This is a genomic window from Bacillus sp. RIT 809 (assembly GCF_016892495.1).
Taxonomy (GTDB): Bacteria; Bacillota; Bacilli; order Bacillales; family Bacillaceae_G; genus Bacillus_A; species Bacillus_A cereus_U.
Map to the genome: position 1 here is coordinate 109,837 of NZ_JAFEMR010000006.1, position 25,116 is coordinate 134,952.

Here is a 25,116-nt window from a genome sequence, read left to right on the forward strand (position 1 = left end):
GAATTTTACATCAAATGAGACTGAACCCGCAGCGGAGTGGAGGTTTATACATATGCCGAAAGTAAGGACAAAAGATTTAATTGAACAATTTCAATTGGAGTTAGTAAGTGGTGAAGAAGGGATTCATCGTCCGATTGATACGAGTGATTTATCACGACCTGGAATTGAAATGGCAGGATTTTTTACATATTATCCAGCTGATCGTGTGCAGCTTCTTGGAAAAACGGAGCTTACGTTCTTTGATACGTTAACGACAGAGCAAAAGCAAGAGAGAATGAAAGCGCTTTGTACTGAAGAGACGCCTTGTATTATTGTAACTCGTAATCAAGATGTACCGGATGAGTTATTACAAGCATCACGTGAATCAGGCGTGCCTTTATTACGTTCTGCTCAAACGACGACGAGATTATCAAGTCGTTTAACAAACTATTTAGAAGGTAAGTTAGCGCCAACAACAGCTGTTCATGGTGTATTAGTAGATATTTATGGCGTTGGTGTTTTAATTACAGGTCAAAGTGGTGTCGGGAAAAGTGAGACAGCGCTTGAACTTGTAAAGCGTGGTCACCGCCTTGTTGCGGATGATAGCGTAGAAATTCGTCAAGAAGATGAAGACACATTAGTAGGAAGCTCACCTGATTTAATTGAGCATTTATTAGAAATTCGTGGTCTAGGTATCATTAACGTAATGACGTTATTCGGTGCAGGGGCAGTACGAAATTATAAACGTATTACGCTTGTTATTAATCTTGAAATTTGGGATCAAAAGAAAAATTATGATCGCCTAGGTCTTGATGAAGAGAAGATGAAGATTATTGATACAGAACTTACGAAGATTACACTTCCAGTTCGTCCGGGTCGAAACTTGGCTGTTATTATTGAAGTAGCAGCGATGAACTTCAGATTAAAACGTATGGGAGTCAATGCGGCACAGCAGTTCTCTGAACGATTAATGAGTGCGATTGAGCTAGGAAATCAAGAGTAGACTCTGGAGAGGGAGGTCATATATATGCTGTTAGGTTCTGTACCACAGCTTGACCGTATAGCAGTCCAACTTGGACCGTTCCCTGTTTATTGGTATGGGGTTATTATCGGTACAGGTGTGCTATTAGGTCTTTGGCTAGCAACTCGCGAGGGAGAAAGGCTTGGTATTCATAAAGATACATTTATCGATCTTGTATTAATTGCAGTACCAATTGCGATTCTTTTTGCGAGAATGTATTATGTCATTTTTGAATGGGAATATTATTCGCAAAATCCGAGTCAAATTATTAATATTCGTCAAGGTGGTTTGGCGATTCATGGTGGTTTAATCGGGGCTGTTATTACAGGAATCCTTTTTGCGAAACGACGCGGGCTTTCATTCTGGAAGTTAGCGGATATTGCTGCGCCGAGTATTTTACTAGGACAAGCAATTGGCCGATGGGGAAACTTTATGAACCAAGAGGCGCATGGTGATGAAGTAACGAGACAGTTTTTAGAAGGTCTTCATTTACCAGATTTCATTATTAATCAAATGTACATTGATGGTGTGTATTATCACCCAACGTTTTTATATGAATCATTATGGAATTTTGCAGGTGTTATTTTACTACTCGCGTTACGAAAAGTGAATTTACGCCGTGGTGAATTATTCTTCACATATTTAATTTGGTATTCAGTGGGACGCTTCTTCGTAGAAGGTTTGCGTACAGATAGTTTAATGTTAGGACCACTTCGTATTGCACAAGTAATGTCTATTGGAATTGTTGTTATTTCTATCATTTTCATTATTGTGAGACGAAAAATGGGGCAAGCTGATAAAAGATATTTAGAAAATTAGAGAAAAGTAGCATCTTATATAAGATGCTGCTTCTTTCATATTCAGGTAATGAAAGGATTAAGGACGATGAAAATAAATACAGTGTTATTTGATTTAGATGGAACGTTAATTAATACAAATGAACTTATTATCTCTTCTTTTTTACATACGTTAAATCACTATTATTCTAATCAGTATAAGCGTGAAGATGTATTAGGATTTATCGGTCCATCTTTGCACGACACTTTTAGTAAGATTGATGCAAGCAAGGTTGAAGAGATGATTACATGTTATCGTCAATTTAATCATGAGCATCATGATGAATTAGTGGAAGAATATGAAACTGTATATGAAACGGTTCAAGAATTGAAGAAGCAAGGTTATAAGATCGGCATCGTTACAACGAAAGCGAGACAGACGGTTGAAATGGGGTTAAAGCTTTCGAAACTTGATCAGTTTTTTGATGTTGTCGTGACGATTGATGATGTGGAACATGTGAAACCACATCCAGAACCACTTCAAAAAGCATTGAAATTATTAGATGCAAAGCCAGAAGAAACATTGATGGTTGGTGATAATCATCATGATATCGTCGGTGGACAAAATGCAGGTACGAAAACAGTAGCGGTTTCATGGACATTGAAAGGTAGAGCATATTTAGAAGCGTATAAACCAGATTATGTGCTAGATAAAATGAGTGATTTACTACCGATTTTGTCCCGTATTAATGGGGAGTAAGATTCCTGCCTGTAAATGCTTGATTGATGAGAGTTAGTAATCAGTGGGGAAAAGGGTTCCTACCGGTTAAAGTGTCACTTTATATAAGTAGAGGAGAGAGTTCAGTGCGACGGACAACGCGCTATCCTGTTTCAGGAGAAAATTCATTGTGGAATGTGTATAAAACAGTTTCTTTTTGGAAGGTAATGAAAAACTTTATTATCATCCAAATCGCACGTTACACGCCATTTTTATCCGTGAAGAATTGGTTATATCGCACGTTTTTACGGATGGAAGTAGGAAAGAAAACGTCGTTTGCACTTATGGTAATGCCAGATATTATGTTTCCAGAAAAGATTACTGTGGGAGACAATTCAATTATCGGCTATAATACAACGCTTTTAGCGCATGAATATTTAATTCGTGAGTATCGACTCGGAGAAATCGTCATAGGGAATGAAGTTATGATCGGAGCGAATACGACAGTTTTACCAGGTGTGACGATTGGAGATGGTGCTATCGTTTCTGCAGGCACACTTGTCCATAAAGATGTACCAGGCGGCGCTTTCGTAGGCGGAAATCCGATGCGTATTATTTATACGAAAGAGGAAATGCCTACTAGAGAAGGTTGATGTTAAAAATGTAACATTTCTCTTCTCTTTTTATGAATAAAAAGGAAATATTTGATTATAATATACTGTTTTGTTTTTTACGGAATCGTTTATACTTATAGATAGAAGAATGTGTGAGCGAAGAAAACAAAAAACTGGAGGATATATGGGGAAAAATCAAAGAATATATAAGGAGAGCGGACAAGTTATCTCTTTTAATCAATTAGCGGACTTCTTTTATAAAAAAGGGATGAGGGCTTATAAAGGGCAAAAATTGCAAGATGCAATTAAATATTTTCGAAGAGCGTCACAAAGCGAGAAGGAGCCATTTATTTTATGCCAACTAGCAATAGCATTATCTGAATCTGGTGAATATCAAGAGTCGAATCAGATATTTCTAAAGCTTGTTAGATCCAATCCTGAACTTGAGCAATGCTATTATTTTATTTCAAATAATTATGCATATATGGGCTTGTTTCAACAGGCGAAGAAGTATGCAGAGCGATATTTAGAAGTTGCGGAAGAGAAGGAATTCGTAGAAGATACATTAGAATTGCTTGAGATTATGGAAGAAGAAGCAATGGGTGCGGAAGAGATTGAGGATGAAGATGAGCTAATTGTTATGCAGGAAGAAGCGAACCGCTACATTCGTAACGGACAATTAGAAGAGGCGATTGCTACACTAGAAGTTGTTACGAAAGAATATCCAGAATTTTGGTCGGGCCATAATAATTTAGCGATTGCACATTTTCAATCAGGTAATGTAGATCAAGCGCTTAAGTTAACAGAAATGATTTTAGAGAAAAGTCCTGGTAATATGCATGCGCTTTGTAATACGCTTATTTTTCTATATTCAATTGGAGAGCATAAGCAAGTAGAGTCATTAGCAGGGCAGTTAGTTTCGGTATATCCAATTTCATTTGAGCATCGTTTGAAACTTGGAACAACGCTTGCAACAATTGGTCATTTTGAACCTGCATATAAATGGTTCAAAGTATTAAAGCGTCAAGGATACGAAGGAGACGTTAGTTTTTATTACTGGTTTGCATACTCTGCGTATATGGTGAAGGAACAGCAAGTAGCTGAAAAAATGTGGCAACATGTTGTAGAATTGAATCCTGATAAAAAAGGAAAAGAACCGTGGAATGCACTGAATTTAGCAGATGAAGGACAAAATCTTTTATTTGAAGAGTTACGAAAATCATTTCAGAAAAGTACGACGCTAGAAGAGAAAATGCTAGCTTTATATTTAATGAATGAATTGTCAACACCAGAGAAGGTTGGGTTCTTCTTTGATGTAACGCAAGCGAAAAATGGTGTTCCAATCGTATCGCAACTTGCAAAATATTTCTTTTTACTTAATAGTCATAAAAGCATCCCAGCTGATTTACAGCAATTTGAACAGTGCGTACGAATCGCGGATGCATTATACAATTATACGAAAAAAGACGATGAATTAATCGAAGAGTGTTTAAATTTTTGGTTTTGTACGTTCATACGTTTATATACATCTGGAGCGACTTTTACAAATGTGTACGGTTGGTCAGCGGCAATTGAATATATTGTGCGCGGCGAACAAAGAAATAAGATGACACAGGCAGAGCTTGGTGATGTATATAATGTATCTGTAGCGACTGTACGAAAGTATGTGCAAGCTGTTAAGCGCACGCACACGTAGGGTAGGCAAATCATTGGGAAAAAAATGATGCTAACAGTATAATGAGGGTAACTTAATGTGTATGAATGAATGGGAGTGAATAGTGTGTCAGAAGAAAAAATTTATGATGTCATTATTATTGGTGCAGGACCAGCAGGTATGACAGCTGCGGTATATACATCTCGTGCGAATTTAAGCACACTGATGCTTGAACGTGGTATTCCAGGTGGACAAATGGCAAATACAGAAGATGTAGAGAACTATCCAGGTTATGAGTCTATTTTAGGACCAGACTTATCAAATAAAATGTTTGAGCATGCGAAGAAATTTGGTGCTGAATATGCATACGGTGATGTGAAAGCAATCATCGATGGTAAAGAGTACAAAACAATTATTGCTGGTAAAAAAGAATATAAAGCACGTGCAATTATCGTTGCAAGCGGTGCAGAGTATAAAAAAATTGGTGTGCCAGGTGAAACAGAACTTGGCGGCCGCGGTGTATCGTATTGTGCAGTATGTGATGGTGCATTCTTTAAAGGGAAAGAACTTGTTGTTATTGGCGGCGGAGATTCTGCTGTTGAAGAGGGTGTGTTCTTAACACGCTTCGCATCAAAAGTAACGATCGTTCACCGTCGTGACACCCTTCGTGCACAGAAAATTTTACAAGATCGTGCTTTCCAAAATGAGAAAGTAGATTTCATTTGGAATCACACTATAAAAGAAATTAACGATGCAAATGGTAAAGTAGGAAGCGTAACACTTGTAGATGTAAACAGCGGAGAAGAACAAGAAGTTAAAACTGACGGCGTTTTCATATACATCGGTATGCTACCACTATCAAAACCGTTTGTTGAGCTAGGTATTACAAATGAAAATGGTTATGTTGAAACGAACGAGCGTATGGAAACGAAAGTTCCTGGTATTTTCGCAGCTGGTGATGTTCGTGAAAAAATGCTTCGTCAAATTGTAACGGCAACAGGCGATGGTAGTATTGCAGCGCAGAGTGCACAGCATTATATAGAAGAGTTAGTAGAGGAACTAAAGACTGTAACAGAAAAATAAGGGGTAATATACCTTTTGAGAAGAAAGCTACCGATAGGAGCTTTCTTTTTTTGTGGAAATGTCAAAGTTTTGTCAAAAACAATTGGGATTATAAGATTTCTTATTGATATACTGGACTTTACGGAAAAAATCACTATAAGAAATGAGGAATTTATTCAGTATGGAATGGCGTAATATATATCGTGGATTTTGTATGGGTGTTAGTGATTTAATTCCTGGTGTGAGTGGCGGAACAATCGCTGTTGTATTAGGGATTTATGAACAATTGCTCGCAGCAATTAGCGGATTCTTTAGTCGTGAATGGAAAAAACATTTAGCGTTTTTAATCCCACTTGCAGCTGGTGTAGCGGCAGCTTTTCTAACGTTAAGTCACGTTATTAAATATTTATTAGCAAATCATTATGAACCGACTCAATTTTTCTTTCTCGGTTTAATTATTAGTATATTACCGATGTTAATGAGAGAAGCTGATGCAAAGGCAACGTTTAAAGGTAGTCATATTGCCTTATTAATAATTGCAGCAATTCTTGTTGCAATAACAGCATTCTTTAAACCAGATAAGGCAGCTGATCCGATTACGACGTTAACAATTTTAAATGCAATTGGTTTATTTTTTGCAGGATGGATGGCTAGTATGGCTATGCTTCTTCCTGGAATTAGTGGATCGTTTATTTTATTAATTATTGGTGTGTATCCAACAGCAATTAACGCTTTAACTACACTCAATTTACCGTTAATCCTGGCTATCGGTGCCGGCGTGATGGCCGGATTTGTTGTAAGTAGTAAAGGAATTAGTTATTTGTTAGATCGTTATAAAAGTATGACATTTGCGGCAATTATTGGGCTCGTTATCGGATCGATTGTCATTGTGTTCCCTGGCATTCCGACTGGTGGCATTTCAATTGTAAGTTCAATTATTACTTTTATTTTAGGATTTGCGGTTGTTACTTATTTCGGTAAGAAATAAGTGTTTTAATCCCCTTAACGATTTTTATCGTTAAGGGGATTTTTATGTATTTTTCATGGGAAGTAAGGCATTTTGATTGCTTGTTATAGAAAAAATTTTTACAATTGCTTAGCGAAAGGGGACTGGCACCTTCGTTGTAGCAAACTGTTTTTGATAGTATAATGAAATGAGTATGCAGTGAGAAATTTTGCTGCAAGTAGCTGAGGTGAAGAAACATGCAAAGAGTGACAAACTGTGTGTTAATTAGAGATAATGAAGTACTCTTACTCCAAAAACCTCGCCGGAATTGGTGGGTTGCACCGGGCGGGAAAATGGAACGTGGTGAGACAGTAAGAGATACCGTTGTTCGCGAGTATCGTGAAGAAACAGGTATTTATTTAAAGAATCCAGCATTAAAAGGGGTCTTCACTTTTGTCATCCAAGAAGGTGATAAAGTTGTTTCTGAATGGATGATGTTCTCCTTTTTAGCAACAGATTTTGCAGGAGAAAACAAATTAGAGAGCGAAGAAGGCATCATTGGTTGGCATACATTTGATAAAATTGATGATTTAGCAATGGCACCAGGAGATTATCACATTATTGATTATTTAATTAAAGGGAATGGTATAATCTACGGTACATTTGTATATACCCCAGATTTTGAGTTGCTTTCATATCGATTAGATCCGAGTTAAACTTGCAAGGAGAGGATACGATGACAGAGAATAATGATATAAAAATGGTAATTATTACAGGGATGTCTGGAGCTGGAAAAACGGTAGCGTTACAAAGTTTTGAAGATTTAGGATATTTTTGTGTAGATAATTTACCACCGATGTTATTGCCGAAGTTTATTGAACTTATGGCGGATTCAAAAGGTAAAATGAATAAAGTAGCACTCGGTATTGATTTACGTGGCCGAGAGTTTTTTGAATATTTATGGGGAGCACTTGATGATTTATCAGAACGTACATGGATTATTCCTCATATTCTATTTTTAGATGCGAAAGATAGCACACTTGTAACTCGTTATAAAGAAACAAGACGTTCGCATCCACTTGCGCCAACTGGCTTGCCGTTAAAGGGAATTGAAGCTGAGCGTGGTCTATTAACTGATATGAAGGCGCGAGCGAATATTGTGCTTGATACATCTGATTTGAAACCGAAAGAATTACGAGAGAAAATTGTTCACTTATTCTCAACAGAAACTGAGCAAGCATTTCGTGTAAATGTTATGTCATTTGGATTTAAGTACGGAATTCCAATTGATGCTGATTTAGTATTTGATGTTCGTTTTTTACCAAATCCATATTATATTCCACATATGAAGCCATTAACAGGACTGGATGAAGAAGTTTCGTCGTATGTGTTGAAATTTAATGAAACACATAAGTTTTTAGAGAAATTGACGGATCTTATCACTTTCATGCTGCCTCATTATAAAAGAGAAGGTAAGAGTCAACTTGTAATTGCGATTGGATGTACAGGTGGGCAACATCGTTCTGTTACGCTTACAGAGTACCTTGGGAAACATTTGAAACCAGAGTATAGCGTTCATGTATCTCATCGTGATGTGGAGAAGAGAAAGGGCCATTAAGGGATGAAAAAAGAGAGAAAACCTAAAATTGTTATCATGGGAGGTGGAACTGGACTTTCTGTTTTATTAAGAGGTTTAAAACAATACCCTGTTGATATTACAGCGGTTGTAACAGTAGCCGACGATGGAGGCAGTTCAGGTAGACTACGTGATGAGCTAGCAATTCCACCTCCAGGTGATATTCGTAACGTACTTGTTGCGTTATCGGATGTAGAACCATTAGTGGAAGCTTTATTTCAGCACCGTTTTACAACTGGAGACGGACTGAAAGGGCATGCTTTAGGAAATTTACTATTGGCAGGTATGACTTCGATTACAGGAGACTTTTACCACGCGATTACGGAAACGAGTAAAGTATTAAATGTCAGAGGACGTGTATTACCAGCAGCGAATCAAAGTGCGGTACTTCATGCAGAATTAGAAGATGGAGAAATTGTAACAGGTGAATCAAAGATTCCTTATTTCGGGAAGAAGATTAATCGTGTCTTTTTAACTCCAGAAGATGTAGAACCGTTATGTGAAACGTTGACGGAAATTAAACGAGCTGATTTGCTTGTTTTCGGTCCAGGAAGTCTGTACACAAGTATATTACCGAATTTAGTTGTTAACAAAATTGGAGATGCTGTTCTTGCTGCAAAAGCGAAGAAGGTATATGTATGTAATGTAATGACGCAAGCGGGCGAAACGAAGGGTTATACTGCGTTTGATCATGTGCAGGCGTTACATGATCATTTAGGTAAACCATTTATCGACACTGCGATTGTAAATAATCGTGATATTCCTCGTGAATTACGTAAGTTATATGAGGAAGAAATGTCGGAACCAGTTGCACTGGATACAGATCGTTTTGCTGAACATAATATCGAAATCATTCAAGAGCGATTAGCGAAATATGATGAGCGTGTTGTAAGACATGATACATTAAAGTTAGCTTCTATTTTATATTCATTGTTATAAATGTGCGTTGCCTCGTTTGAGGTAACGCTCCTCATTCATATAGGACAAGATTTTTGTTCCCAAGTAATAGTATAAGGAGGTGTTGACTGTGTCATTTGCATCAGAAACAAAGAAAGAGTTGACCAACCTTGAAATGAAGGAATGCTGTGAGAAATCAGAATTATCGGCGTTGCTTCGAATGAACGGATCGCTTTCTTTTTCAAACCGTCGCCTATCTATCGATATTCAAACGGAAAATGCAGCAATTGCAAGAAGGATTTATACGCTCTTGAAAAAAGGATATGATGTGACGGTAGAATTACTTGTTCGTAAAAAAATGCGATTGAAGAAAAATAATGTATATATCGTGCGGCTTGTTGAGAAGTCTCGCGAAATATTAGCAGATCTTCACATTGTTCGAGATGACTTTTCGTTTATTCGAAATATATCGCAGGAATTAATCGAGAAGAAATGTTGTAAACGATCGTATTTACGCGGTGCATTTTTAGCAGGTGGTTCGGTAAATAACCCAGAAACATCATCTTATCATTTAGAGATCTTTTCGTTATATAAGGAACATAATGATTCTATATGTGAACTGATGAACGGATTTGATTTAAATAGTAAGACGTTGGAAAGAAGAAAAGGGTACATTACGTATTTGAAAGAAGCTGAGAAAATTACAGAATTTTTAAATATTATAGGTGCTCATAATGCACTTTTAAGATTTGAAGATATTCGAATTGTTCGCGATATGCGTAATTCGGTAAATCGTTTAGTTAACTGCGAAACAGCTAATTTAAATAAAACAATTGGTGCAGCGCTAAGGCAAATTGAGAATATCCGCTATATTGATGAGACCGTTGGGCTTGATATTTTGCCAGATAAATTAAGAGAAATTGCACAGTTACGAAGAGATTATCAAGATGTAACATTGAAAGAGTTAGGTGAGATGGTATCCGGGGGGAAAATTAGTAAATCGGGTATTAATCATCGTTTGCGTAAAATCGATGGAATTGCAGAGAAATTACGCGCGGGGGAAACGGTAGCAAAAAAATAAGAGGTTAAAGGGGAAATGGAGCTGTGGTTCAAAAAGTGGTTAAAGTTGCATTAAAAAACGGCTTACAAGCACGTCCGGCTGCGTTGTTTGTACAAGAGGCAAATCGCTTTCATTCTGATATTTTCATTGAGAAAGATGGAAAGACAGTTAATGCAAAGAGCATAATGGGGATTATGAGCTTAGCAATCGGAACTGGTAGCATGATTACAATCACAACAGAAGGTTCAGATGCAGAAGAGGCTTTGGAAGCATTAGCTGCATATGTACAATAAAAAGCTATCGCGAATGTGCGATAGCTTTTTTTATTCTGCTATTTGTGAGCAGCTTGGCTGGTGTGGGGTAACGAATGATCGGTGGGGTATGTAGCTAGTTCGCGCTTGTCGGAAATTGTCGGTAAGTCGACAAGTTGTGTCGAAACGCCGATATATTTGATTGGATACTGAGTGGGTTATGCGCTGCCCTTGTACATAATAAAAAAAGCGCCCTGTTGACAGGGCGCTTCCGCTTTTAGTTGTATCTAGCTTCAGCGGCTAGAATCTCCGGTCGTTTCGCCCCTTCATTCGAGGCAAAAAGCGCCTCGGAATCAGGGGCTTAGGCGCCCTGCGATTCTGAACGAGCCACTTCCGCTTTTAGTTATATCCAGCTTCAGCGGCTAGAATCTCCGGTCGTTTCGCCCCTTCATTCGAGGCAAAAAGCGCCTCGGATGAAGGGACTCCAACGCCCTGCGATTCTGAACGAGCCGCTTCCGCTTTTAGTAGTTATTAACGATTTGTAAAGATCTTATCGATTAAGCCGTATTCTAGAGCTCTTTCTGCCGTCATGAAGTTGTCGCGGTCTGTGTCGCGTTGTAGAACTTCAAGTGGTTGACCTGTGCGGTCAGCAAGAATTTGGTTTAATTTTTCGCGTAAGAATAGGATGCGTTTTGCAGCGATTTCGATTTCAGTCGCTTGACCTTGTGCACCGCCAAGTGGTTGGTGAATCATTACTTCACTGTTAGGAAGAGCGAAACGTTTTCCTTTTTCACCTGCTGCAAGTAAGAATGCACCCATAGATGCAGCCATACCGATACAGATTGTTGATACTTGTGGTTTAATAAACTGCATTGTATCGTAAATTGCCATACCAGCTGTGATAGAACCACCAGGGCTGTTGATATAGATGTGAATATCTTTTTCTGGATCTTGAGATTCCAAGAATAAAAGCTGGGAAACGATTGAGTTTGCTACGTTGTCATCAATTGCGCTACCAAGCATAATGATGCGGTCCTTTAATAGTCGAGAGTAAATATCGTAAGCGCGTTCTCCACGATTTGTTTGTTCAATTACTGTAGGAATTAAATTCATCTGTTATTTCCTCCTTTGAAAGCTTTATTAGTTTATAATACAATTATGGTCAATAAAGGTCAAACGAAACCACTTTAAATCAAAAAAATATGTAGTTGTATCATGATTTATTCGCTATGTTTTTTAAATTCCCTGCTTATGTATCTTCAACATCATAACCGAATTACATAAATTTAAACGTGATTAAAGGTGTAGAAAGGGCAAAAGAACGCCTTTTTACTGAAGCGTTCTTTCGGTATTTATTCTTTTAAAAGATAGGTTACTTTATTTAAAATTGTTTCGACTTGTTTCGCGTTTTTACTATACATTTCACTTGCTGATTTCGATTTTGTTTCTAAAGAAAATAGTTCAAGATCAGCATGGCATTTTTTTAAAGATGCCAATAGTAAAGGTTTGTTTTGAGGAGAAGGCATTTGGAGTTTATCATTATAAATGTCGATAGTAAGTTGTCCGTATGAGTCAACTTGACCGAGAAATACATTTTCAATGACAACGCCGAGTTTTTCGAGTTCTGAATGTAACCAAGCGCGGTTATGTCCACTTGCTGAAAGAGGTTCATCTAATACATTTCCATCCATAATTACAGTTTGTGATTCTTTTTCGTTTGGCACTTTTAAGCTGATATCTTTTGCTGTAAGTGGTTGACGATCTTTCTTCAATAATACATTTAATTCCCCGCTCGGTTCTAGCACAGCAAATTCTACATCAGCTATGTTGAATGCACTTTTTCCTCTGAGAAGCTCGAGTAACTCGTCGCTTGTATACTTTTCTTTCTTTAAATTATCCTCAAGTACTTTACCATCCTTTATTAAAACGGTAGACTTCCCTTCAAAGAAATCTCTAGCTGTTTTGTTCTTTAAGGAGAGGATTCCTGTGAAAAAAGGTACCACAGCGAAAATGAGTATCGCAAAGACGCCGTGGAAAAATTTTGAATCGAGCCCTGTAGATACTTGGGCAGCGATGTCACCGATTGTCATTCCGGCTATGTATTCAAAAAAGGAGAGCTGAGAGATTTGTCTTTTCCCTAACCATTTCGTAATAGCGAATAAAATGATTAATATGAATACAGAGCGAAGAATAACGAGTGTCCATTCGGGCAGGTGAGACATAGTCATTTCCTCCAGTCTACTTAAAACCCTTTATATTGAGGTTCTTCACGTTCTAATAATGAAACTCTATCCTTTAAATCAGCGATGACGCTGTCCATTTCTAACATACATTCGTGAAAGACGCGTTTTGTTTCTTCGTCTGCTGAATTTAACGAAAGGGAACTTAAGCTTGCTTGAGCCCCCCTTAAACTAGCGAGGCATGTTTTTACACTAGCGATAACAGTCATGAAAACACCTCTTATCCTTTCGGTTTAAATAGCAATGCTCCGATGAATCCAAAAATGATAGCAGCTGAAATACCAGCGCTTGTTACTTTAAACATACCGGTAATAACGCCGACAATTCCATGTTTTGCAGCTTCTTCCATAGCGCCGTGAACGAGGGCGTTACCGAAACTTGTAATTGGTACAGTTGCTCCTGCACCAGCAAAATCAATTAATGGTTCATATAGATTGAATCCATCTAATATAGCCCCAACAACAACGAGTGTTGCCATTGTATGGGCAGGAGTAAGTTTACCCACATCAAACATAAGTTGACCAATTACACATATAAGTCCACCAATAACAAAAGCCCAGAAAAAAATCATTGTGTTGCACCTCCAAATTCGATCGATACAGCATGAGCGATACATGGAATTGTTTCTTCTTGTTGGAATGTAAGTGGAGATAGTAAAGCACCTGTTGCAACAACTAGCATCTTTTTGAATTCTCCCTTTTTCATTCTATTTAATAAATGTCCGTACACGACTGTTGCCGAACATCCAGGACCACTTCCGCCAGCTATGACAGGTTGACCTTCTCTATAAATGATGATTCCGCAATCTTGGAATTGTTCGCTCTTTACTTTTGTACCGTGTTTATGTAGTAGGTCGTAAGCGATTTCGCGTCCTACATGTCCAAGGTCGCCTGTTACGATTAAGTCGTAATAAGAGGCGTCGATTTGTCGTTCGCGTAAATGGGCTTCAATCGTATCGACAGCAGCTGGGGCCATCGCGCCTCCCATATTAAACGGATCTGTTAAACCCATATCAATAACTCGCCCAATTGTGGCGGAAGTAACTCTTGGACCATTTCCTGTATCACTTAAAATCGCTGCGCCTGCACCGGTCACTGTCCACTGCGCTGTAGGGGGCTTTTGTCCACCATATTCAGTTGGATAACGGAATTGTTTTTCCACGGCAGCGTTATGACTTGATGCTCCAGTTAATAAATATTTTGCGCCTTTTGCATTTACAATACTTGCGCCGAGCGCTAATCCTTCCATAGAAGTAGAGCAAGCTCCAAATAATCCAAGATAAGGTGTTCCGAGTGTACGACATGCAAAGCTCGTTGGGGTTATTTGATTAATTAAATCTCCTGCGAGTACGAATTGAATATCGTCTTTTCGAAGTTTTGCTTTCTCTGTAGCACGGCTACAAGCTTCTTCAAATAAAATTTTGTGAGCCTTTTCGTAAGAATCTTGTCCAAGCCATAAATCTTCATGGAGGGTGTCGAAGTCTTCAGGGATATTACCTTTCGCTTCAAAGGGTCCACCGACTACCCCGGTTGAGATAATGACTGGTTTGTTTTCAAATACCCATGTTCGGTGTCCGTGTAACATTTATAGCCCTCCCCATTGAACGAGAATCGTTTTAATAAGTGCGATGACGAAAGCAGAAAATACACCAAACAAAATAACAGAGCCAGCCAATTTAAACATGTTACCGCCAACACCTAGGACGAACCCTTCCGTTCGGTGTTCAATGCATGCTGCGATAACAGAATTACCAAAACCGGTAACTGGTACCGCTGTGCCTGCCCCAGCAAATTGTCCAAAACGATCGTATATACCGAATCCAGTTAGTAACATGGAAATGAAAATTAGAGTTGCTACTGTCGGATTCCCTGCTGAGCGCTCAGTGAAATCAAAATACGTGATGTAAAAAGTAGAAATAAGTTGCCCGATGAAGCAAATGAAACCACCAACGAAAAAAGCTTTTATACAATTTTTTAAGACAGGACGCTTCGGTTCTCGTTCTTGCGCGAATTTTTTATATTCCTGTTGTACAGGAGTTAAGTTTTTATCTTTACTAGACATGGCAATCCTTCCTTTTCTTTTAGAAAGCTTAAATATTAGATCCCATTTCTGATCGAATGAGTTTCAATTGTTCTTTAATGCCATCCTTACTTACTTTCTTGTTCTTAATTTTGTTTTCAAGTTCTTCTAGGAGCATAAAAATCTTTTTGTCTGTACTTACACGAATATCGAAAGTAGGATTTTCATCACTTAATTTCTTTTTTAATTTACTTCGTAAAGGCTTTAAACCAAATCTTTCATGATGTTCAGGTTTGACGGCTATGTAAAGATCTAAATTGGTATTAACTGCGGTAGCTTTTATAATGCCATCTATAGCGAGGGCTTTTTTCTTAGCGTCTTGCGATATAGATTGATTAAAGGATTCTGTACTCATTTTTGTTAACTTTGGGCCCTTTTTTTCATCTGTTCGCTTAGCTTCTTCTTTCTTTACTTTTTTATCTAACGGGCTATTATCGCATCCGGTAAGTGAACCGAATAGAAGAACAAATAACGCGGTTATGAGGCCGAGTTTTCGCATTATAATCATTCCATTTCTATTGCAGTATGTAATTTGAGAGAAAAAGGATGATTGCATATCATCCTTTTTCTCAAATTGTGTACCATTAGATGAAATGGCACTTTTGGTTATTGCTGTGTGTATTGTGGTTCTTCTTGCTGGACTTCTTCAACACGTGGGTTTAAAGAATCAATAATTGTTTGTGTTTGCTGCGCAGCTGTTTGGAAAAGTTGCTTTGCTTGTTGGTTATCCGTATCAAGAGCGAATCCCTCTAAGCTAGCTTGTGCACTTTTTAATCCAGAAACAGTTTGCTTTAGTTTTGTAATTACAGTCATTGAATGAAGCCCCCTTTGGAATATCAATTCAAAGATTATAATTTGTGAATTGGGGTGAATTTATGATTGGAAAATTTAGGGGAAGGACATGTTTTATAGGCTCCTAGCTAAGGTATATAAAGGATTAAGGGGATATTTTTATTGATTTAGATGGATTTTATTGCTATTATTATGAGAAGAAAATAAGCAGGTATTTACTTGTTGTATTTCACTTCTATTAGAGATTTTTCGCAAGAAATTAAATGTGGAAAAGAGGAATAGAAGAAGGCTTAAAACCTTGATAATAAACGGTTTATAAAATTTTATCATGCGCCCATAGCTCAGTCGGATAGAGCGGTGGTTTCCGGTACCACGTCTGTCGGGGGTTCGAATCCCTCTGGGCGCGTCAAAAAGTCCTAACTTACGTTCTGTAGGTTAGGACTTTTTTTATTTCTCTCTTGTTATATCTGGTTATAAGAATTACTATTAGTATGTGGTAATAATTTTTACGCGTTATTATTTTCTTTCAATATTATTCATTTTTCGGTTGTAAGATGTAAATCTCATTAATACATATAAATTAATAATATTTTGGAATGGGTGTCTGCGATAGGATTCTCCTTTTACCAAACTTATTGTACAATAGAAACAAGGGGGAGATTAGTTTGAAGGCAAGTCTTTTACAAGAACAAAGCTTACGTTTGGCAATGACACAAGAGTTAAGGCAAGCGATTACAATGCTCCAGTATAATGTACAAGAATTATCGGAGTTTTTATATGAGCAATCGTTAGAGAATCCCCTTATTGAGTTAGGTGGTTTCGAGAGGGAGAAGAAAAAGAGCTCTAACACAAGTAAAAGTACCGGCAAACAAGTCGAGAATCAAATGGAAATCTACAGTGTGGATTCTACAACGATTCAGCAACATTTATTAAATCAACTACAGTATTATAAAATAGATGAAGAAGAGCGAAAAGCAGCTTCTTTCATTATTATGAACATGGATGGAAATGGCTATTTACAAGAAACAAATGAAGAGTTATCAGAGCTTCTTTCTGCGCCAATTGATGTAGTGGACCGTTCTGTGGAGCTTGTTCAATCATTAGAGCCAGCAGGGGTAGGTGCGCGTAATATTCAGGAATGTCTATCAATCCAATTGAAGCGCTTACAAAGAAGAAATGGTTTAGCGGAAGAAATTATAGATGATTATTTTAATTATTTCGTTAAGAAAGATTGGCGAAAGCTCGTTCAAGTGTTGAAGTGTACTAACGAGGAATTACAGGATGCGGTGAACTGTATTACATCATTACAGCCGAAACCAGGTCTTGCATTTTCTTCTGATAAACCACTTTATATTGTGCCTGATATGGCGGTAAAAAAAGATGGCGATCGTCTCGTTTTACAAATGAACGAACGGAATATGCCGAGAATTGAGATTCACTCTGAGTATAGTGCGTTACTAAATAATAGTGAAAGTGAAGTTGCTTCATATGTATCTGAAAAGTATCAACATGTGCAATGGATTATGCGCAGTTTGAAACAGAGAAAACAAACACTCTTACAAGTGATGAATATTATTATGGAAAAACAGCATGATTTCTTCTGGAAAGGTCCAGCGTATTTAAAACCACTTGCTTTAAAAGAGGTGGCGGAAGAGTTAGGTGTGCATGAGTCTACAATTAGTCGTGCAACGCGTAATAAATATGTGCAAACGCCGCATGGTTTATTTGAGATGAAATCGTTCTTTAGTAATTCTATTTCTACGACGGAAGATGAGGCGGTTTCTACAAAGCGTGTGAAACAATTCATTCAAACGCTTGTTGGAGCAGAAAATAAGAAAAAGCCACTTTCGGATCAAAAGATTTCAAAATTATTAGAAGAAGAGCATGAGATCGTTATTTCTCGCAGAACGGTTGCGAAATATAGAGAACAAATGCATATTCCTGCTTCGTCTCTAAGAAAAACAATTGGATAGGTGAAGAAGATGAAAGTTGTACTATATACAAAAAAAGATTGTGGTCTTTGCGTGAAGGCGAAACAAGTTTTAAAGGAAGTACAATATGAATATTCTTTTCAAATTGAGGAAATAGATATATATGAAGATAATGACCTTTTAGAGAAATACCATCTAATGATTCCTGTTGTAGAAATAGGCGGAAGACAAGTAGAATATGGTAACATTCACAAAGGTGTCATAATAAACTATATAAACAATGCAGTTAAGAGTTGAATAAGTTTCTGTCTCCTGTTACAATAATACACGTAGCAGGGATTATTTTTTTTACCTAGGTGGGACGCAAAATGTCACTACGGGACATAAAGTGACCACGAAGGGAAATGAACCGATGTAGTGAGGAGAAAAGATATGCGCTCATGGATTCAGAACACAAAAAAATTATTACCTGATCTGCTACCTGTTATGCAAACGAGAATGCAAGTGCTTCAGTACATTAGGCTTATGCAGCCGATTGGAAGAAGAAACTTATCTGCAAGTCTCGGTATGACAGAACGAGTATTGCGAAGTGAAGTTCAAGTTTTGAAAGAACAAAACTTAGTTCACGTCGCTTCTTCTGGAATGACTTTGACAGAAGAAGGAACAGCTTTAGTTCTTGCTTTGGAAGACTTTATGAAAGAAATTTCCGGGTTAAAGGTTTTAGAAAAACAACTTAAGGAAACATTAGACTTGGATGAAGTTTTCGTTGTCCCTGGTGATAGTGATGAATCACCTTGGGTCAAACTGGAGATGGGCCGTGCTTGTGTGACTTGTATAAAAGACCGTCTGACAGTGAATAATATCGTTGCTGTGGCTGGAGGAAGTACGCTAGCTGCTGCTGCGGACATGATGCAACTTGATTGCAAAGATTTACATATGCTATTTGTCCCAGCACGTGGTGGAATTGGAGAAGGTGTCGAGTTAGAAGCCAATACCATTTGCGCCAAAATGGCACAAAATACGATGAGTAATTATCGCTTATTGTATGTTCCAGATCACGTTAGTAGCGAAGCATATGCGTCTATTGTAACAGAGCCCTCCGTGAAAGAAGTTCTTGAGTTGATTCGCTCTTCCAATATCGTCATTCATGGAATTGGTGATGCGTTAACAATGGCACGTCGCAGAAATACTTCAGAAGCAGATTGGTTAAAGATTCAGGCAAGCGAAGCAGTTGGCGAAGCTTTCGGTTACTACTTTAATGAACAAGGAAATGTTGTTCATAAAGTAAGAACAGTTGGTATGCAACTTGAAGATTTACAACATGTATCTCACGTTGTCGCAGTCGCTGGAGGTTCTTCAAAAGCAAAAGCAATACAGGCTGTAATAAAGCAAGGGCACACTTCAATTCTAATTACAGATGAAGGTGCAGCAAAAAAATTAACAAAGGGTATTACCCTTTAATATAATCCCCCAAGGAGGAAATTTAAATGACTAAAATTGGTATTAATGGATTTGGACGTATCGGACGTAACGTATTCCGCGCAGCTCTTAACAACTCTGAGGTAGAAGTAGTAGCAATCAACGACTTAACAGATGCTAAAACATTAGCTCACCTTTTAAAATATGATACAGTTCACGGAACTTTAAATGCAGAAGTATCTGCTAACGAAAACAGCATCATTGTTAACGGTAAAGAAATTAAAGTTATCGCTGAGCGTGACCCAGCTCAATTACCATGGAACGACTACGGAGTAGAAGTAGTAGTAGAATCTACTGGCCGTTTCACTAAAAAATCAGACGCTGAGAAACACTTAGGTGGATCAGTTAAGAAAGTTATCATCTCAGCTCCAGCTTCTGACGAAGATATCACTGTAGTTATGGGTGTTAACCACGAAGAATACGATGCAGCTAACCACAACGTAGTATCTAATGCTTCTTGTACTACAAACTGTCTAGCTCCATTCGCTAAAGTATTAAACGAAAAATTCGGCGTAAAACGCGGAATGATGACAACAATTCACTCTTACACTAACGACCAACAAATCTTAGACTTACCACACAAAGATTTACGTCGTGCTCGTGCAGCAGCTGAAAACATGATCCCAACATCTACTGGTGCTGCTAAAGCTGTAGCATTAGTATTACCAGAACTTAAAGGTAAATTAAACGGCGGCGCTGTACGTGTTCCAACTGCTAACGTTTCTCTAGTTGACTTAGTTGTTGAACTTGACAAAGAAGTAACAGTTGAAGAAGTAAATGCAGCATTCAAAGCAGCTTCTGAAGGCGAATTAAAAGGTATCCTTGGATACAGCGAAGAGCCATTAGTATCTATCGACTATAACGGTTGCACAGATTCTTCTACAATCGATGCATTATCTACAATGGTAATGGAAGGTAACATGGTTAAAGTACTTTCTTGGTACGATAACGAAACTGGTTACTCTAACCGCGTAGTAGACCTAGCTGCATACATGACTTCTAAAGGTCTTTAATTCTTAAGTATATAAGCAATCAATGACAAAACGAGGGAGAGGGCTTGTTCCCTCTCTCTCTTCTTTCGTTTTAGAAGCAAATGTGATAAGCTTTTGAATGGGTTTTGTCAATCCTAACTAGTAGTCGGAGGGAAATCCAATGAACAAAAAATCAATTCGTGACGTAGATTTAAAAGGTAAGCGTGTATTTTGCCGCGTTGATTTCAACGTACCTATGAAAGAAGGCAAAATTACAGATGAAACTCGTATCCGTGCAGCTCTTCCTACAATTCAATATTTAGTAGAGCAAGGTGCGAAAGTAATTTTAGCAAGTCATTTAGGCCGTCCAAAAGGTCAAGCAGTAGAAGAATTACGTCTTACTCCAGTAGCAGCACGTTTAGGCGAGCTTCTTGGTAAAGATGTTAAAAAAGCGGACGAAGCATTCGGACCAGTTGCACAAGAAATGGTTGCAGCAATGAACGAAGGCGACGTAGTAGTTCTTGAAAACGTACGTTTCTATGCGGGCGAAGAGAAGAACGATGCAGAACTTGCGAAAGAATTTGCAGCTCTTGCTGATATTTTCGTAAACGATGCATTCGGTGCAGCTCACCGTGCTCACGCTTCTACAGCAGGAATCGCAGACTACCTACCAGCAGTATCTGGATTATTAATGGAAAAAGAGTTAGATGTATTAGGTAAAGCACTTTCTAACCCAGAACGTCCATTCACAGCTATCATTGGTGGTGCGAAAGTAAAAGATAAAATCGGTGTAATTCGTCATCTATTAGACAAAGTAGATAACTTAATCATCGGTGGCGGACTTGCTTATACATTCGTTAAAGCTTTAGGTCATGAAATTGGTCTATCTCTATGTGAAAACGACAAAATTGAACTAGCTAAAGAATTTATGCAACTTGCAAAAGAAAAAGGCGTAAACTTCTACATGCCAGTTGATGTTGTAATCACTGAGGAATTCTCTGAAACTGCAACAACTCAAATCGTTGGTATCGACTCTATTCCTTCTACTTGGGAAGGCGTGGACATCGGTCCTAAAACACGTGAAATTTATGCAGATGTAATTAAAAACTCTAAGCTTGTTGTATGGAATGGACCAATGGGTGTATTCGAAATGACTCCATTCGCAGAAGGTACAAAAGCAGTAGGACAAGCATTAGCAGATGCAGAAGGTACATACTCTGTTATCGGCGGTGGTGACTCTGCAGCAGCTGTTGAAAAATTCGGTATGGCTGATAAAATGAGCCACATTTCTACTGGCGGCGGTGCGTCATTAGAATTCATGGAAGGTAAAGAACTTCCAGGTGTAGTTTGTCTTAACGACAAATAAGTAGCAGCCAAAGAAAAAGGACGGTGCAAAGCATGCGTAAACCAATTATCGCAGGTAACTGGAAAATGAATAAAACTCTAGCTGAAGCAGTTAGCTTCGTAGAGGAAGTTAAAGGTCAAATCCCAGCAGCTTCAGCTGTTGATGCAGTAGTTTGTTCGCCAGCTCTATTCTTAGAGCGCTTAGTAGCAAAGGCTGAAGGAACTGACTTACAAGTAGGTGCACAAAACATGCACTTCGAAAAAAATGGTGCATTCACTGGCGAAATTAGCCCAGTAGCACTTAGCGACTTAAAAGTAGGCTACGTAGTACTTGGCCACTCTGAGCGTCGTGAAATGTTTGCTGAAACAGACGAGTCAGTAAACAAAAAGACTCTTGCAGCATTTGAACATGGTTTAACACCAATCGTTTGTTGTGGTGAGACTTTAGAAGAGCGCGAAAGCGGAAAAACATTTGATCTAGTAGCAGGTCAAGTGACAAAAGCACTTGCAGGTTTAACAGAAGAGCAAGTTAAAGTAACTGTTATCGCTTATGAGCCAATCTGGGCTATCGGTACAGGTAAATCTTCTTCTTCTGCAGATGCAAATGAAGTATGTGCGCACATCCGTAAAGTTGTTGCAGAAGCTGTTTCTCCAGAAGCTGCAGAAGCTGTTCGTATTCAATACGGCGGTAGCGTAAAACCAGAAAACATTAAAGAGTATATGGCACAATCTGACATCGACGGCGCTTTAGTTGGCGGTGCTAGCTTAGAGCCTGCTTCGTTCTTAGGTCTTCTGGGGGCGGTAAAATGAGAAAGCCAACAGCTTTAATCATTCTTGATGGTTTCGGACTACGTGAAGAAACTTACGGGAATGCTGTAGCACAAGCTAAGAAACCTAATTTTGATGGTTACTGGAACAAATTCCCTCACACAACGCTTACAGCTTGTGGTGAGGAAGTAGGTCTTCCAGCAGGTCAAATGGGTAACTCAGAGGTTGGTCACTTAAATATCGGTGCGGGCCGCATCGTATATCAAAGCTTAACACGCGTAAACGTTGCAATTCGTGAGGGTGAGTTCGATCAGAACGAAACTTTCCAAAATGCAATTAAAAGCGTGAAAGAAAAAGGTACTGCTCTTCATTTATTCGGTTTACTTTCTGATGGTGGTGTGCATAGTCACATGAACCATATGTTTGCTCTTCTTCGCTTAGCAGCAAAAGAAGGCGTGGAGAAAGTATATATCCATGCCTTCTTAGATGGCCGCGATGTTGGACCACAAACAGCAAAAGGTTATATCGATGCAACAAATGAAGTAATTAAAGAAACAGGAGTAGGACAATTCGCGACTATCTCTGGTCGTTATTACTCCATGGACCGTGACAAGCGTTGGGATCGCGTAGAAAAATGTTACCGTGCTATGGTGAATGGTGAAGGCCCTACTTATAAATCAGCAGAAGAGTGTGTAGAAGACTCTTATGCAAATGGTATTCATGATGAATTCGTATTGCCGTCTGTAATTGTTAACGAAGATGACACGCCAGTTGCAACAATCAATAATGATGATGCAGTTATCTTCTATAACTTCCGTCCAGACCGTGCAATTCAAATTGCTCGTGTATTTACAAACGAAGACTTCCGTGAGTTCGATCGTGGTGAAAAAGTACCTCACATTCCTGAATTCGTTTGTATGACACATTTCAGTGAAACTGTAGATGGTTACGTGGCATTCAAGCCAATGAACCTTGATAACACATTAGGTGAAGTTGTTGCGCAAGCGGGATTAAAACAACTTCGCATCGCGGAAACTGAAAAGTATCCGCACGTTACATTCTTCTTTAGCGGTGGTCGTGAGGCTGAATTCCCAGGAGAAGAGCGTATTTTAATTAACTCACCAAAGGTTGCAACGTATGACTTGAAACCTGAAATGAGCATTTATGAAGTAACGGACGCTTTAGTAAATGACATCGAAAATGATAAACATGATGTTATCATTCTTAACTTTGCAAACTGTGATATGGTTGGCCATTCTGGGATGATGGAACCAACAATTAAAGCAGTAGAAGCAACTGACGAATGTTTAGGAAAAGTTGTAGAAGCGATTCTTGCAAAAGATGGTGTAGCACTTATTACTGCTGACCATGGTAATGCCGATCAGGAGTTAACTGCTGAGGGTGGACCAATGACAGCTCATACAACTAACCCGGTTCCTTTCATCGTTACAAAAAATGATGTAGAGCTTCGTGAAGGTGGTATTTTAGGAGATATCGCCCCAACAATGCTTACACTTTTAAATGTGGAACAACCGAAAGAAATGACAGGTAAAACAATTATTAAATAATTTGCTTATATAAAAAGGAGAGAATTTATTATGTCAACAATTATTGATGTTTATGCTCGCGAAGTCCTTGACTCTCGTGGTAACCCAACTGTAGAAGTAGAAGTTTACACAGAAAGCGGCGCATTCGGACGCGCTATCGTACCAAGTGGTGCATCTACTGGTGAGCACGAAGCAGTAGAATTACGTGACGGTGACAAATCTCGTTACCTTGGTAAAGGTGTTATGAACGCAGTAAACAACGTTAACGAAGCAATCGCTCCAGAAATCGTTGGTTTCGACGTAACTGACCAAGCTGGTATCGACCGTGCTATGATCGAATTAGATGGCACTCCAAACAAAGGTAAACTAGGCGCTAACGCTATCCTTGGTGTATCTATGGCAGTAGCTCACGCAGCAGCTGACTTCGTAGGTCTTCCATTATACCGTTACCTTGGTGGATTCAATGCAAAACAATTACCAACTCCAATGATGAACATCATCAACGGTGGTTCTCACGCTGATAACAACGTTGATTTCCAAGAGTTCATGATCTTACCAGTTGGTGCTCCAACATTCAAAGAATCAATCCGTATGGGTGCTGAAGTATTCCATGCACTTAAAGCTGTATTACATGATAAAGGTCTTAACACTGCAGTAGGTGACGAAGGTGGATTCGCTCCAAACCTTGGTTCTAACCGTGAAGCATTAGAAGTAATCATCGAAGCTATCGAAAAAGCTGGTTACAAAGCTGGAGAGAACGTATTCTTAGGAATGGACGTTGCTTCTTCTGAGTTCTACAACAAAGAAACTGGTAAATATGACCTTGCAGGCGAAGGCCGTACTGGCTTAACTTCTGCAGAAATGGTTGATTTCTACGAAGAGCTTTGCAAAGACTTCCCAATCATCTCTATTGAAGATGGTCTAGACGAAAACGACTGGGATGGTCACAAATTATTAACTGAGCGTATCGGTGATAAAGTACAATTAGTTGGTGACGATTTATTCGTAACTAACACTCAAAAACTTGCTGAAGGTATCGAAAAAGGTATCTCTAACTCAATCTTAATTAAAGTTAACCAAATCGGTACTTTAACTGAGACTTTCGAAGCAATCGAAATGGCTAAACGTGCTGGTTACACAGCAGTTGTATCTCACCGTTCTGGTGAAACTGAAGATGCTACAATCGCTGACATCGCAGTTGCAACTAACGCTGGCCAAATCAAAACTGGTTCTATGAGCCGTACTGACCGTATTGCTAAGTACAACCAATTATTACGTATCGAAGACGAGCTAGGCGAAATCGCTGTTTACGCTGGTTTACAATCTTTCTACAATATCAAACGATAATTGT

28 protein-coding genes and 1 tRNA gene are annotated in these 25,116 nt (G+C 38.6%); 21 read left to right on the forward strand and 8 right to left on the reverse strand.

All coding sequences use genetic code 11. From position 1 onward, the window contains the following. Nucleotides 1-52: 52 nt before the first annotated feature. The 12 genes from hprK to JTF23_RS08955 all read left to right on the forward strand — a co-directional run bounded on the left by hprK (nt 53) and on the right by JTF23_RS08955 (nt 10,656). On the forward strand, nt 53-982 hold the full coding sequence (gene hprK / locus JTF23_RS08900) for an HPr(Ser) kinase/phosphatase (RefSeq protein ID WP_002016091.1): 930 nt from the start codon (nt 53-55) through the stop codon (nt 980-982). 24 nt (nt 983-1,006) lie between these two features. Next, complete coding sequence (gene lgt, locus JTF23_RS08905) at nt 1,007-1,819, forward strand: prolipoprotein diacylglyceryl transferase (RefSeq protein WP_002034719.1); 813 nt, start codon at nt 1,007-1,009, stop codon at nt 1,817-1,819. A gap of 66 nt (nt 1,820-1,885) precedes the next feature. Further along, nucleotides 1,886-2,536, forward strand: coding sequence for a pyrophosphatase PpaX (gene ppaX / locus JTF23_RS08910; protein WP_204208546.1), 651 nt, complete (start codon nt 1,886-1,888; stop codon nt 2,534-2,536). A gap of 104 nt (nt 2,537-2,640) precedes the next feature. Next, complete coding sequence (locus JTF23_RS08915) at nt 2,641-3,147, forward strand: acyltransferase (RefSeq protein WP_002159900.1); 507 nt, start codon at nt 2,641-2,643, stop codon at nt 3,145-3,147. A 145-nt stretch (nt 3,148-3,292) separates the two neighbouring features. Further along, a complete protein-coding gene (locus JTF23_RS08920) occupies nt 3,293-4,804 on the forward strand; it encodes a tetratricopeptide repeat protein (protein ID WP_204208547.1) in 1,512 nt (503 codons plus the stop codon). An 84-nt stretch (nt 4,805-4,888) separates the two neighbouring features. Beyond that, nucleotides 4,889-5,845, forward strand: coding sequence for a thioredoxin-disulfide reductase (gene trxB, locus JTF23_RS08925; RefSeq protein ID WP_002089563.1), 957 nt, complete (start codon nt 4,889-4,891; stop codon nt 5,843-5,845). A 160-nt stretch (nt 5,846-6,005) separates the two neighbouring features. Further along, nucleotides 6,006-6,812, forward strand: a complete 807-nt coding sequence (locus tag JTF23_RS08930; RefSeq protein ID WP_204208548.1) for a DUF368 domain-containing protein — start codon at nt 6,006-6,008, stop codon at nt 6,810-6,812. 215 nt (nt 6,813-7,027) lie between these two features. After that, nucleotides 7,028-7,486, forward strand: coding sequence for an NUDIX hydrolase (locus JTF23_RS08935; RefSeq protein ID WP_002124062.1), 459 nt, complete (start codon nt 7,028-7,030; stop codon nt 7,484-7,486). 20 nt (nt 7,487-7,506) lie between these two features. Further along, nucleotides 7,507-8,388, forward strand: a complete 882-nt coding sequence (gene rapZ, locus JTF23_RS08940; RefSeq protein ID WP_002016084.1) for an RNase adapter RapZ — start codon at nt 7,507-7,509, stop codon at nt 8,386-8,388. Between the two features lie 3 nt (nt 8,389-8,391). After that, nucleotides 8,392-9,345, forward strand: a complete 954-nt coding sequence (locus JTF23_RS08945; RefSeq protein ID WP_002159904.1) for a gluconeogenesis factor YvcK family protein — start codon at nt 8,392-8,394, stop codon at nt 9,343-9,345. Nucleotides 9,346-9,433: 88 nt separating this feature from the next. Then, nucleotides 9,434-10,384 carry a DNA-binding protein WhiA gene (gene whiA / locus JTF23_RS08950; RefSeq protein WP_002159905.1) on the forward strand — a complete coding sequence of 317 codons (951 nt, stop codon included), beginning with the start codon at nt 9,434-9,436 and terminating at the stop codon, nt 10,382-10,384. 23 nt (nt 10,385-10,407) lie between these two features. After that, entirely contained in the window at nt 10,408-10,656 is a 249-nt protein-coding gene (locus JTF23_RS08955) for an HPr family phosphocarrier protein (RefSeq protein WP_002144903.1), read from the forward strand. Nucleotides 10,657-11,145: 489 nt separating this feature from the next. Here JTF23_RS08955 and clpP read toward each other — a convergent pair whose 3' ends face one another. From clpP to JTF23_RS08995, 8 genes are all read right to left on the reverse strand, one after another. Continuing rightward, entirely contained in the window at nt 11,146-11,727 is a 582-nt protein-coding gene (gene clpP / locus JTF23_RS08960) for an ATP-dependent Clp endopeptidase proteolytic subunit ClpP (RefSeq protein WP_001049156.1), read from the reverse strand. Between the two features lie 239 nt (nt 11,728-11,966). After that, nucleotides 11,967-12,836 (reverse strand): DUF421 domain-containing protein, encoded by an 870-nt coding sequence (locus tag JTF23_RS08965; protein WP_016106601.1) that lies wholly within the window; start codon nt 12,834-12,836, stop codon nt 11,967-11,969. 20 nt (nt 12,837-12,856) lie between these two features. Continuing rightward, the gene (locus JTF23_RS08970) at nt 12,857-13,063 is read right to left on the reverse strand and encodes a DUF1657 domain-containing protein (protein WP_002112814.1); all 207 of its coding nucleotides are present in this window, start codon (nt 13,061-13,063) and stop codon (nt 12,857-12,859) included. An 11-nt stretch (nt 13,064-13,074) separates the two neighbouring features. Next, the gene (gene spoVAE, locus JTF23_RS08975; RefSeq protein ID WP_002112813.1) at nt 13,075-13,425 is read right to left on the reverse strand and encodes a stage V sporulation protein AE; all 351 of its coding nucleotides are present in this window, start codon (nt 13,423-13,425) and stop codon (nt 13,075-13,077) included. Beyond that, nucleotides 13,422-14,438 (reverse strand): stage V sporulation protein AD, encoded by a 1,017-nt coding sequence (spoVAD, locus tag JTF23_RS08980; RefSeq protein ID WP_204208549.1) that lies wholly within the window; start codon nt 14,436-14,438, stop codon nt 13,422-13,424. Before spoVAD ends, spoVAE begins: the two co-directional genes overlap by 4 nt. Beyond that, entirely contained in the window at nt 14,439-14,915 is a 477-nt protein-coding gene (gene spoVAC, locus JTF23_RS08985; RefSeq protein ID WP_002112810.1) for a stage V sporulation protein AC, read from the reverse strand. A 28-nt stretch (nt 14,916-14,943) separates the two neighbouring features. Continuing rightward, nucleotides 14,944-15,432 carry a YhcN/YlaJ family sporulation lipoprotein gene (locus JTF23_RS08990; RefSeq protein WP_016106599.1) on the reverse strand — a complete coding sequence of 163 codons (489 nt, stop codon included), beginning with the start codon at nt 15,430-15,432 and terminating at the stop codon, nt 14,944-14,946. Nucleotides 15,433-15,539: 107 nt separating this feature from the next. Continuing rightward, the gene (locus JTF23_RS08995) at nt 15,540-15,746 is read right to left on the reverse strand and encodes a DUF1657 domain-containing protein (RefSeq protein ID WP_000216167.1); all 207 of its coding nucleotides are present in this window, start codon (nt 15,744-15,746) and stop codon (nt 15,540-15,542) included. A 309-nt stretch (nt 15,747-16,055) separates the two neighbouring features. On the opposite strand from JTF23_RS08995, the gene JTF23_RS09000 reads away from it, so the two are divergent. From JTF23_RS09000 to eno, 9 genes are all read left to right on the forward strand, one after another. Continuing rightward, nucleotides 16,056-16,131, forward strand: a tRNA-Arg gene (locus JTF23_RS09000). A 259-nt stretch (nt 16,132-16,390) separates the two neighbouring features. After that, complete coding sequence (gene rpoN, locus JTF23_RS09005; RefSeq protein WP_016106598.1) at nt 16,391-17,698, forward strand: RNA polymerase factor sigma-54; 1,308 nt, start codon at nt 16,391-16,393, stop codon at nt 17,696-17,698. A gap of 9 nt (nt 17,699-17,707) precedes the next feature. Then, the gene (locus JTF23_RS09010) at nt 17,708-17,953 is read left to right on the forward strand and encodes a glutaredoxin family protein (RefSeq protein ID WP_002089547.1); all 246 of its coding nucleotides are present in this window, start codon (nt 17,708-17,710) and stop codon (nt 17,951-17,953) included. A 135-nt stretch (nt 17,954-18,088) separates the two neighbouring features. Further along, nucleotides 18,089-19,117, forward strand: a complete 1,029-nt coding sequence (cggR, locus tag JTF23_RS09015) for a sugar-binding transcriptional regulator (protein ID WP_204208550.1) — start codon at nt 18,089-18,091, stop codon at nt 19,115-19,117. 26 nt (nt 19,118-19,143) lie between these two features. Then, nucleotides 19,144-20,148: a type I glyceraldehyde-3-phosphate dehydrogenase gene (gene gap / locus JTF23_RS09020; protein WP_002112805.1), complete on the forward strand. Its 1,005-nt coding sequence runs from the start codon at nt 19,144-19,146 to the stop codon at nt 20,146-20,148. Nucleotides 20,149-20,287: 139 nt separating this feature from the next. Further along, on the forward strand, nt 20,288-21,472 hold the full coding sequence (locus JTF23_RS09025) for a phosphoglycerate kinase (protein WP_002159913.1): 1,185 nt from the start codon (nt 20,288-20,290) through the stop codon (nt 21,470-21,472). Between the two features lie 32 nt (nt 21,473-21,504). After that, a complete protein-coding gene (tpiA, locus tag JTF23_RS09030; protein ID WP_002159914.1) occupies nt 21,505-22,260 on the forward strand; it encodes a triose-phosphate isomerase in 756 nt (251 codons plus the stop codon). Beyond that, the gene (gene gpmI / locus JTF23_RS09035) at nt 22,257-23,786 is read left to right on the forward strand and encodes a 2,3-bisphosphoglycerate-independent phosphoglycerate mutase (RefSeq protein ID WP_002089542.1); all 1,530 of its coding nucleotides are present in this window, start codon (nt 22,257-22,259) and stop codon (nt 23,784-23,786) included. Before tpiA ends, gpmI begins: the two co-directional genes overlap by 4 nt. 30 nt (nt 23,787-23,816) lie before the next feature. Beyond that, nucleotides 23,817-25,112, forward strand: a complete 1,296-nt coding sequence (gene eno / locus JTF23_RS09040; RefSeq protein WP_002112796.1) for a phosphopyruvate hydratase — start codon at nt 23,817-23,819, stop codon at nt 25,110-25,112. Nucleotides 25,113-25,116 lie beyond the last annotated feature (4 nt).

Coding starts and splice junctions, on each gene's coding strand:
- JTF23_RS08920 (WP_204208547.1), top strand. CDS start 3,293: ATGGGGAAAAATCAAAGAATATATAAGGAGAGCGGACAAGTTATCTCT.
- JTF23_RS09025 (WP_002159913.1), top strand. CDS start 20,288: ATGAACAAAAAATCAATTCGTGACGTAGATTTAAAAGGTAAGCGTGTA.
- JTF23_RS08965 (WP_016106601.1), bottom strand. CDS start 12,836: ATGTCTCACCTGCCCGAATGGACACTCGTTATTCTTCGCTCTGTATTC.
- JTF23_RS08995 (WP_000216167.1), bottom strand. CDS start 15,746: ATGACTGTAATTACAAAACTAAAGCAAACTGTTTCTGGATTAAAAAGT.
- spoVAD (WP_204208549.1), bottom strand. CDS start 14,438: ATGTTACACGGACACCGAACATGGGTATTTGAAAACAAACCAGTCATT.
- JTF23_RS08945 (WP_002159904.1), top strand. CDS start 8,392: ATGAAAAAAGAGAGAAAACCTAAAATTGTTATCATGGGAGGTGGAACT.
- JTF23_RS08970 (WP_002112814.1), bottom strand. CDS start 13,063: ATGACTGTTATCGCTAGTGTAAAAACATGCCTCGCTAGTTTAAGGGGG.
- hprK (WP_002016091.1), top strand. CDS start 53: ATGCCGAAAGTAAGGACAAAAGATTTAATTGAACAATTTCAATTGGAG.
- eno (WP_002112796.1), top strand. CDS start 23,817: ATGTCAACAATTATTGATGTTTATGCTCGCGAAGTCCTTGACTCTCGT.
- lgt (WP_002034719.1), top strand. CDS start 1,007: ATGCTGTTAGGTTCTGTACCACAGCTTGACCGTATAGCAGTCCAACTT.
- spoVAE (WP_002112813.1), bottom strand. CDS start 13,425: ATGATTTTTTTCTGGGCTTTTGTTATTGGTGGACTTATATGTGTAATT.
- gap (WP_002112805.1), top strand. CDS start 19,144: ATGACTAAAATTGGTATTAATGGATTTGGACGTATCGGACGTAACGTA.
- JTF23_RS08935 (WP_002124062.1), top strand. CDS start 7,028: ATGCAAAGAGTGACAAACTGTGTGTTAATTAGAGATAATGAAGTACTC.
- cggR (WP_204208550.1), top strand. CDS start 18,089: ATGCGCTCATGGATTCAGAACACAAAAAAATTATTACCTGATCTGCTA.
- JTF23_RS09010 (WP_002089547.1), top strand. CDS start 17,708: ATGAAAGTTGTACTATATACAAAAAAAGATTGTGGTCTTTGCGTGAAG.
- tpiA (WP_002159914.1), top strand. CDS start 21,505: ATGCGTAAACCAATTATCGCAGGTAACTGGAAAATGAATAAAACTCTA.
- spoVAC (WP_002112810.1), bottom strand. CDS start 14,915: ATGTCTAGTAAAGATAAAAACTTAACTCCTGTACAACAGGAATATAAA.
- gpmI (WP_002089542.1), top strand. CDS start 22,257: ATGAGAAAGCCAACAGCTTTAATCATTCTTGATGGTTTCGGACTACGT.
- JTF23_RS08930 (WP_204208548.1), top strand. CDS start 6,006: ATGGAATGGCGTAATATATATCGTGGATTTTGTATGGGTGTTAGTGAT.
- ppaX (WP_204208546.1), top strand. CDS start 1,886: ATGAAAATAAATACAGTGTTATTTGATTTAGATGGAACGTTAATTAAT.
- clpP (WP_001049156.1), bottom strand. CDS start 11,727: ATGAATTTAATTCCTACAGTAATTGAACAAACAAATCGTGGAGAACGC.
- rapZ (WP_002016084.1), top strand. CDS start 7,507: ATGACAGAGAATAATGATATAAAAATGGTAATTATTACAGGGATGTCT.
- JTF23_RS08990 (WP_016106599.1), bottom strand. CDS start 15,432: ATGCGAAAACTCGGCCTCATAACCGCGTTATTTGTTCTTCTATTCGGT.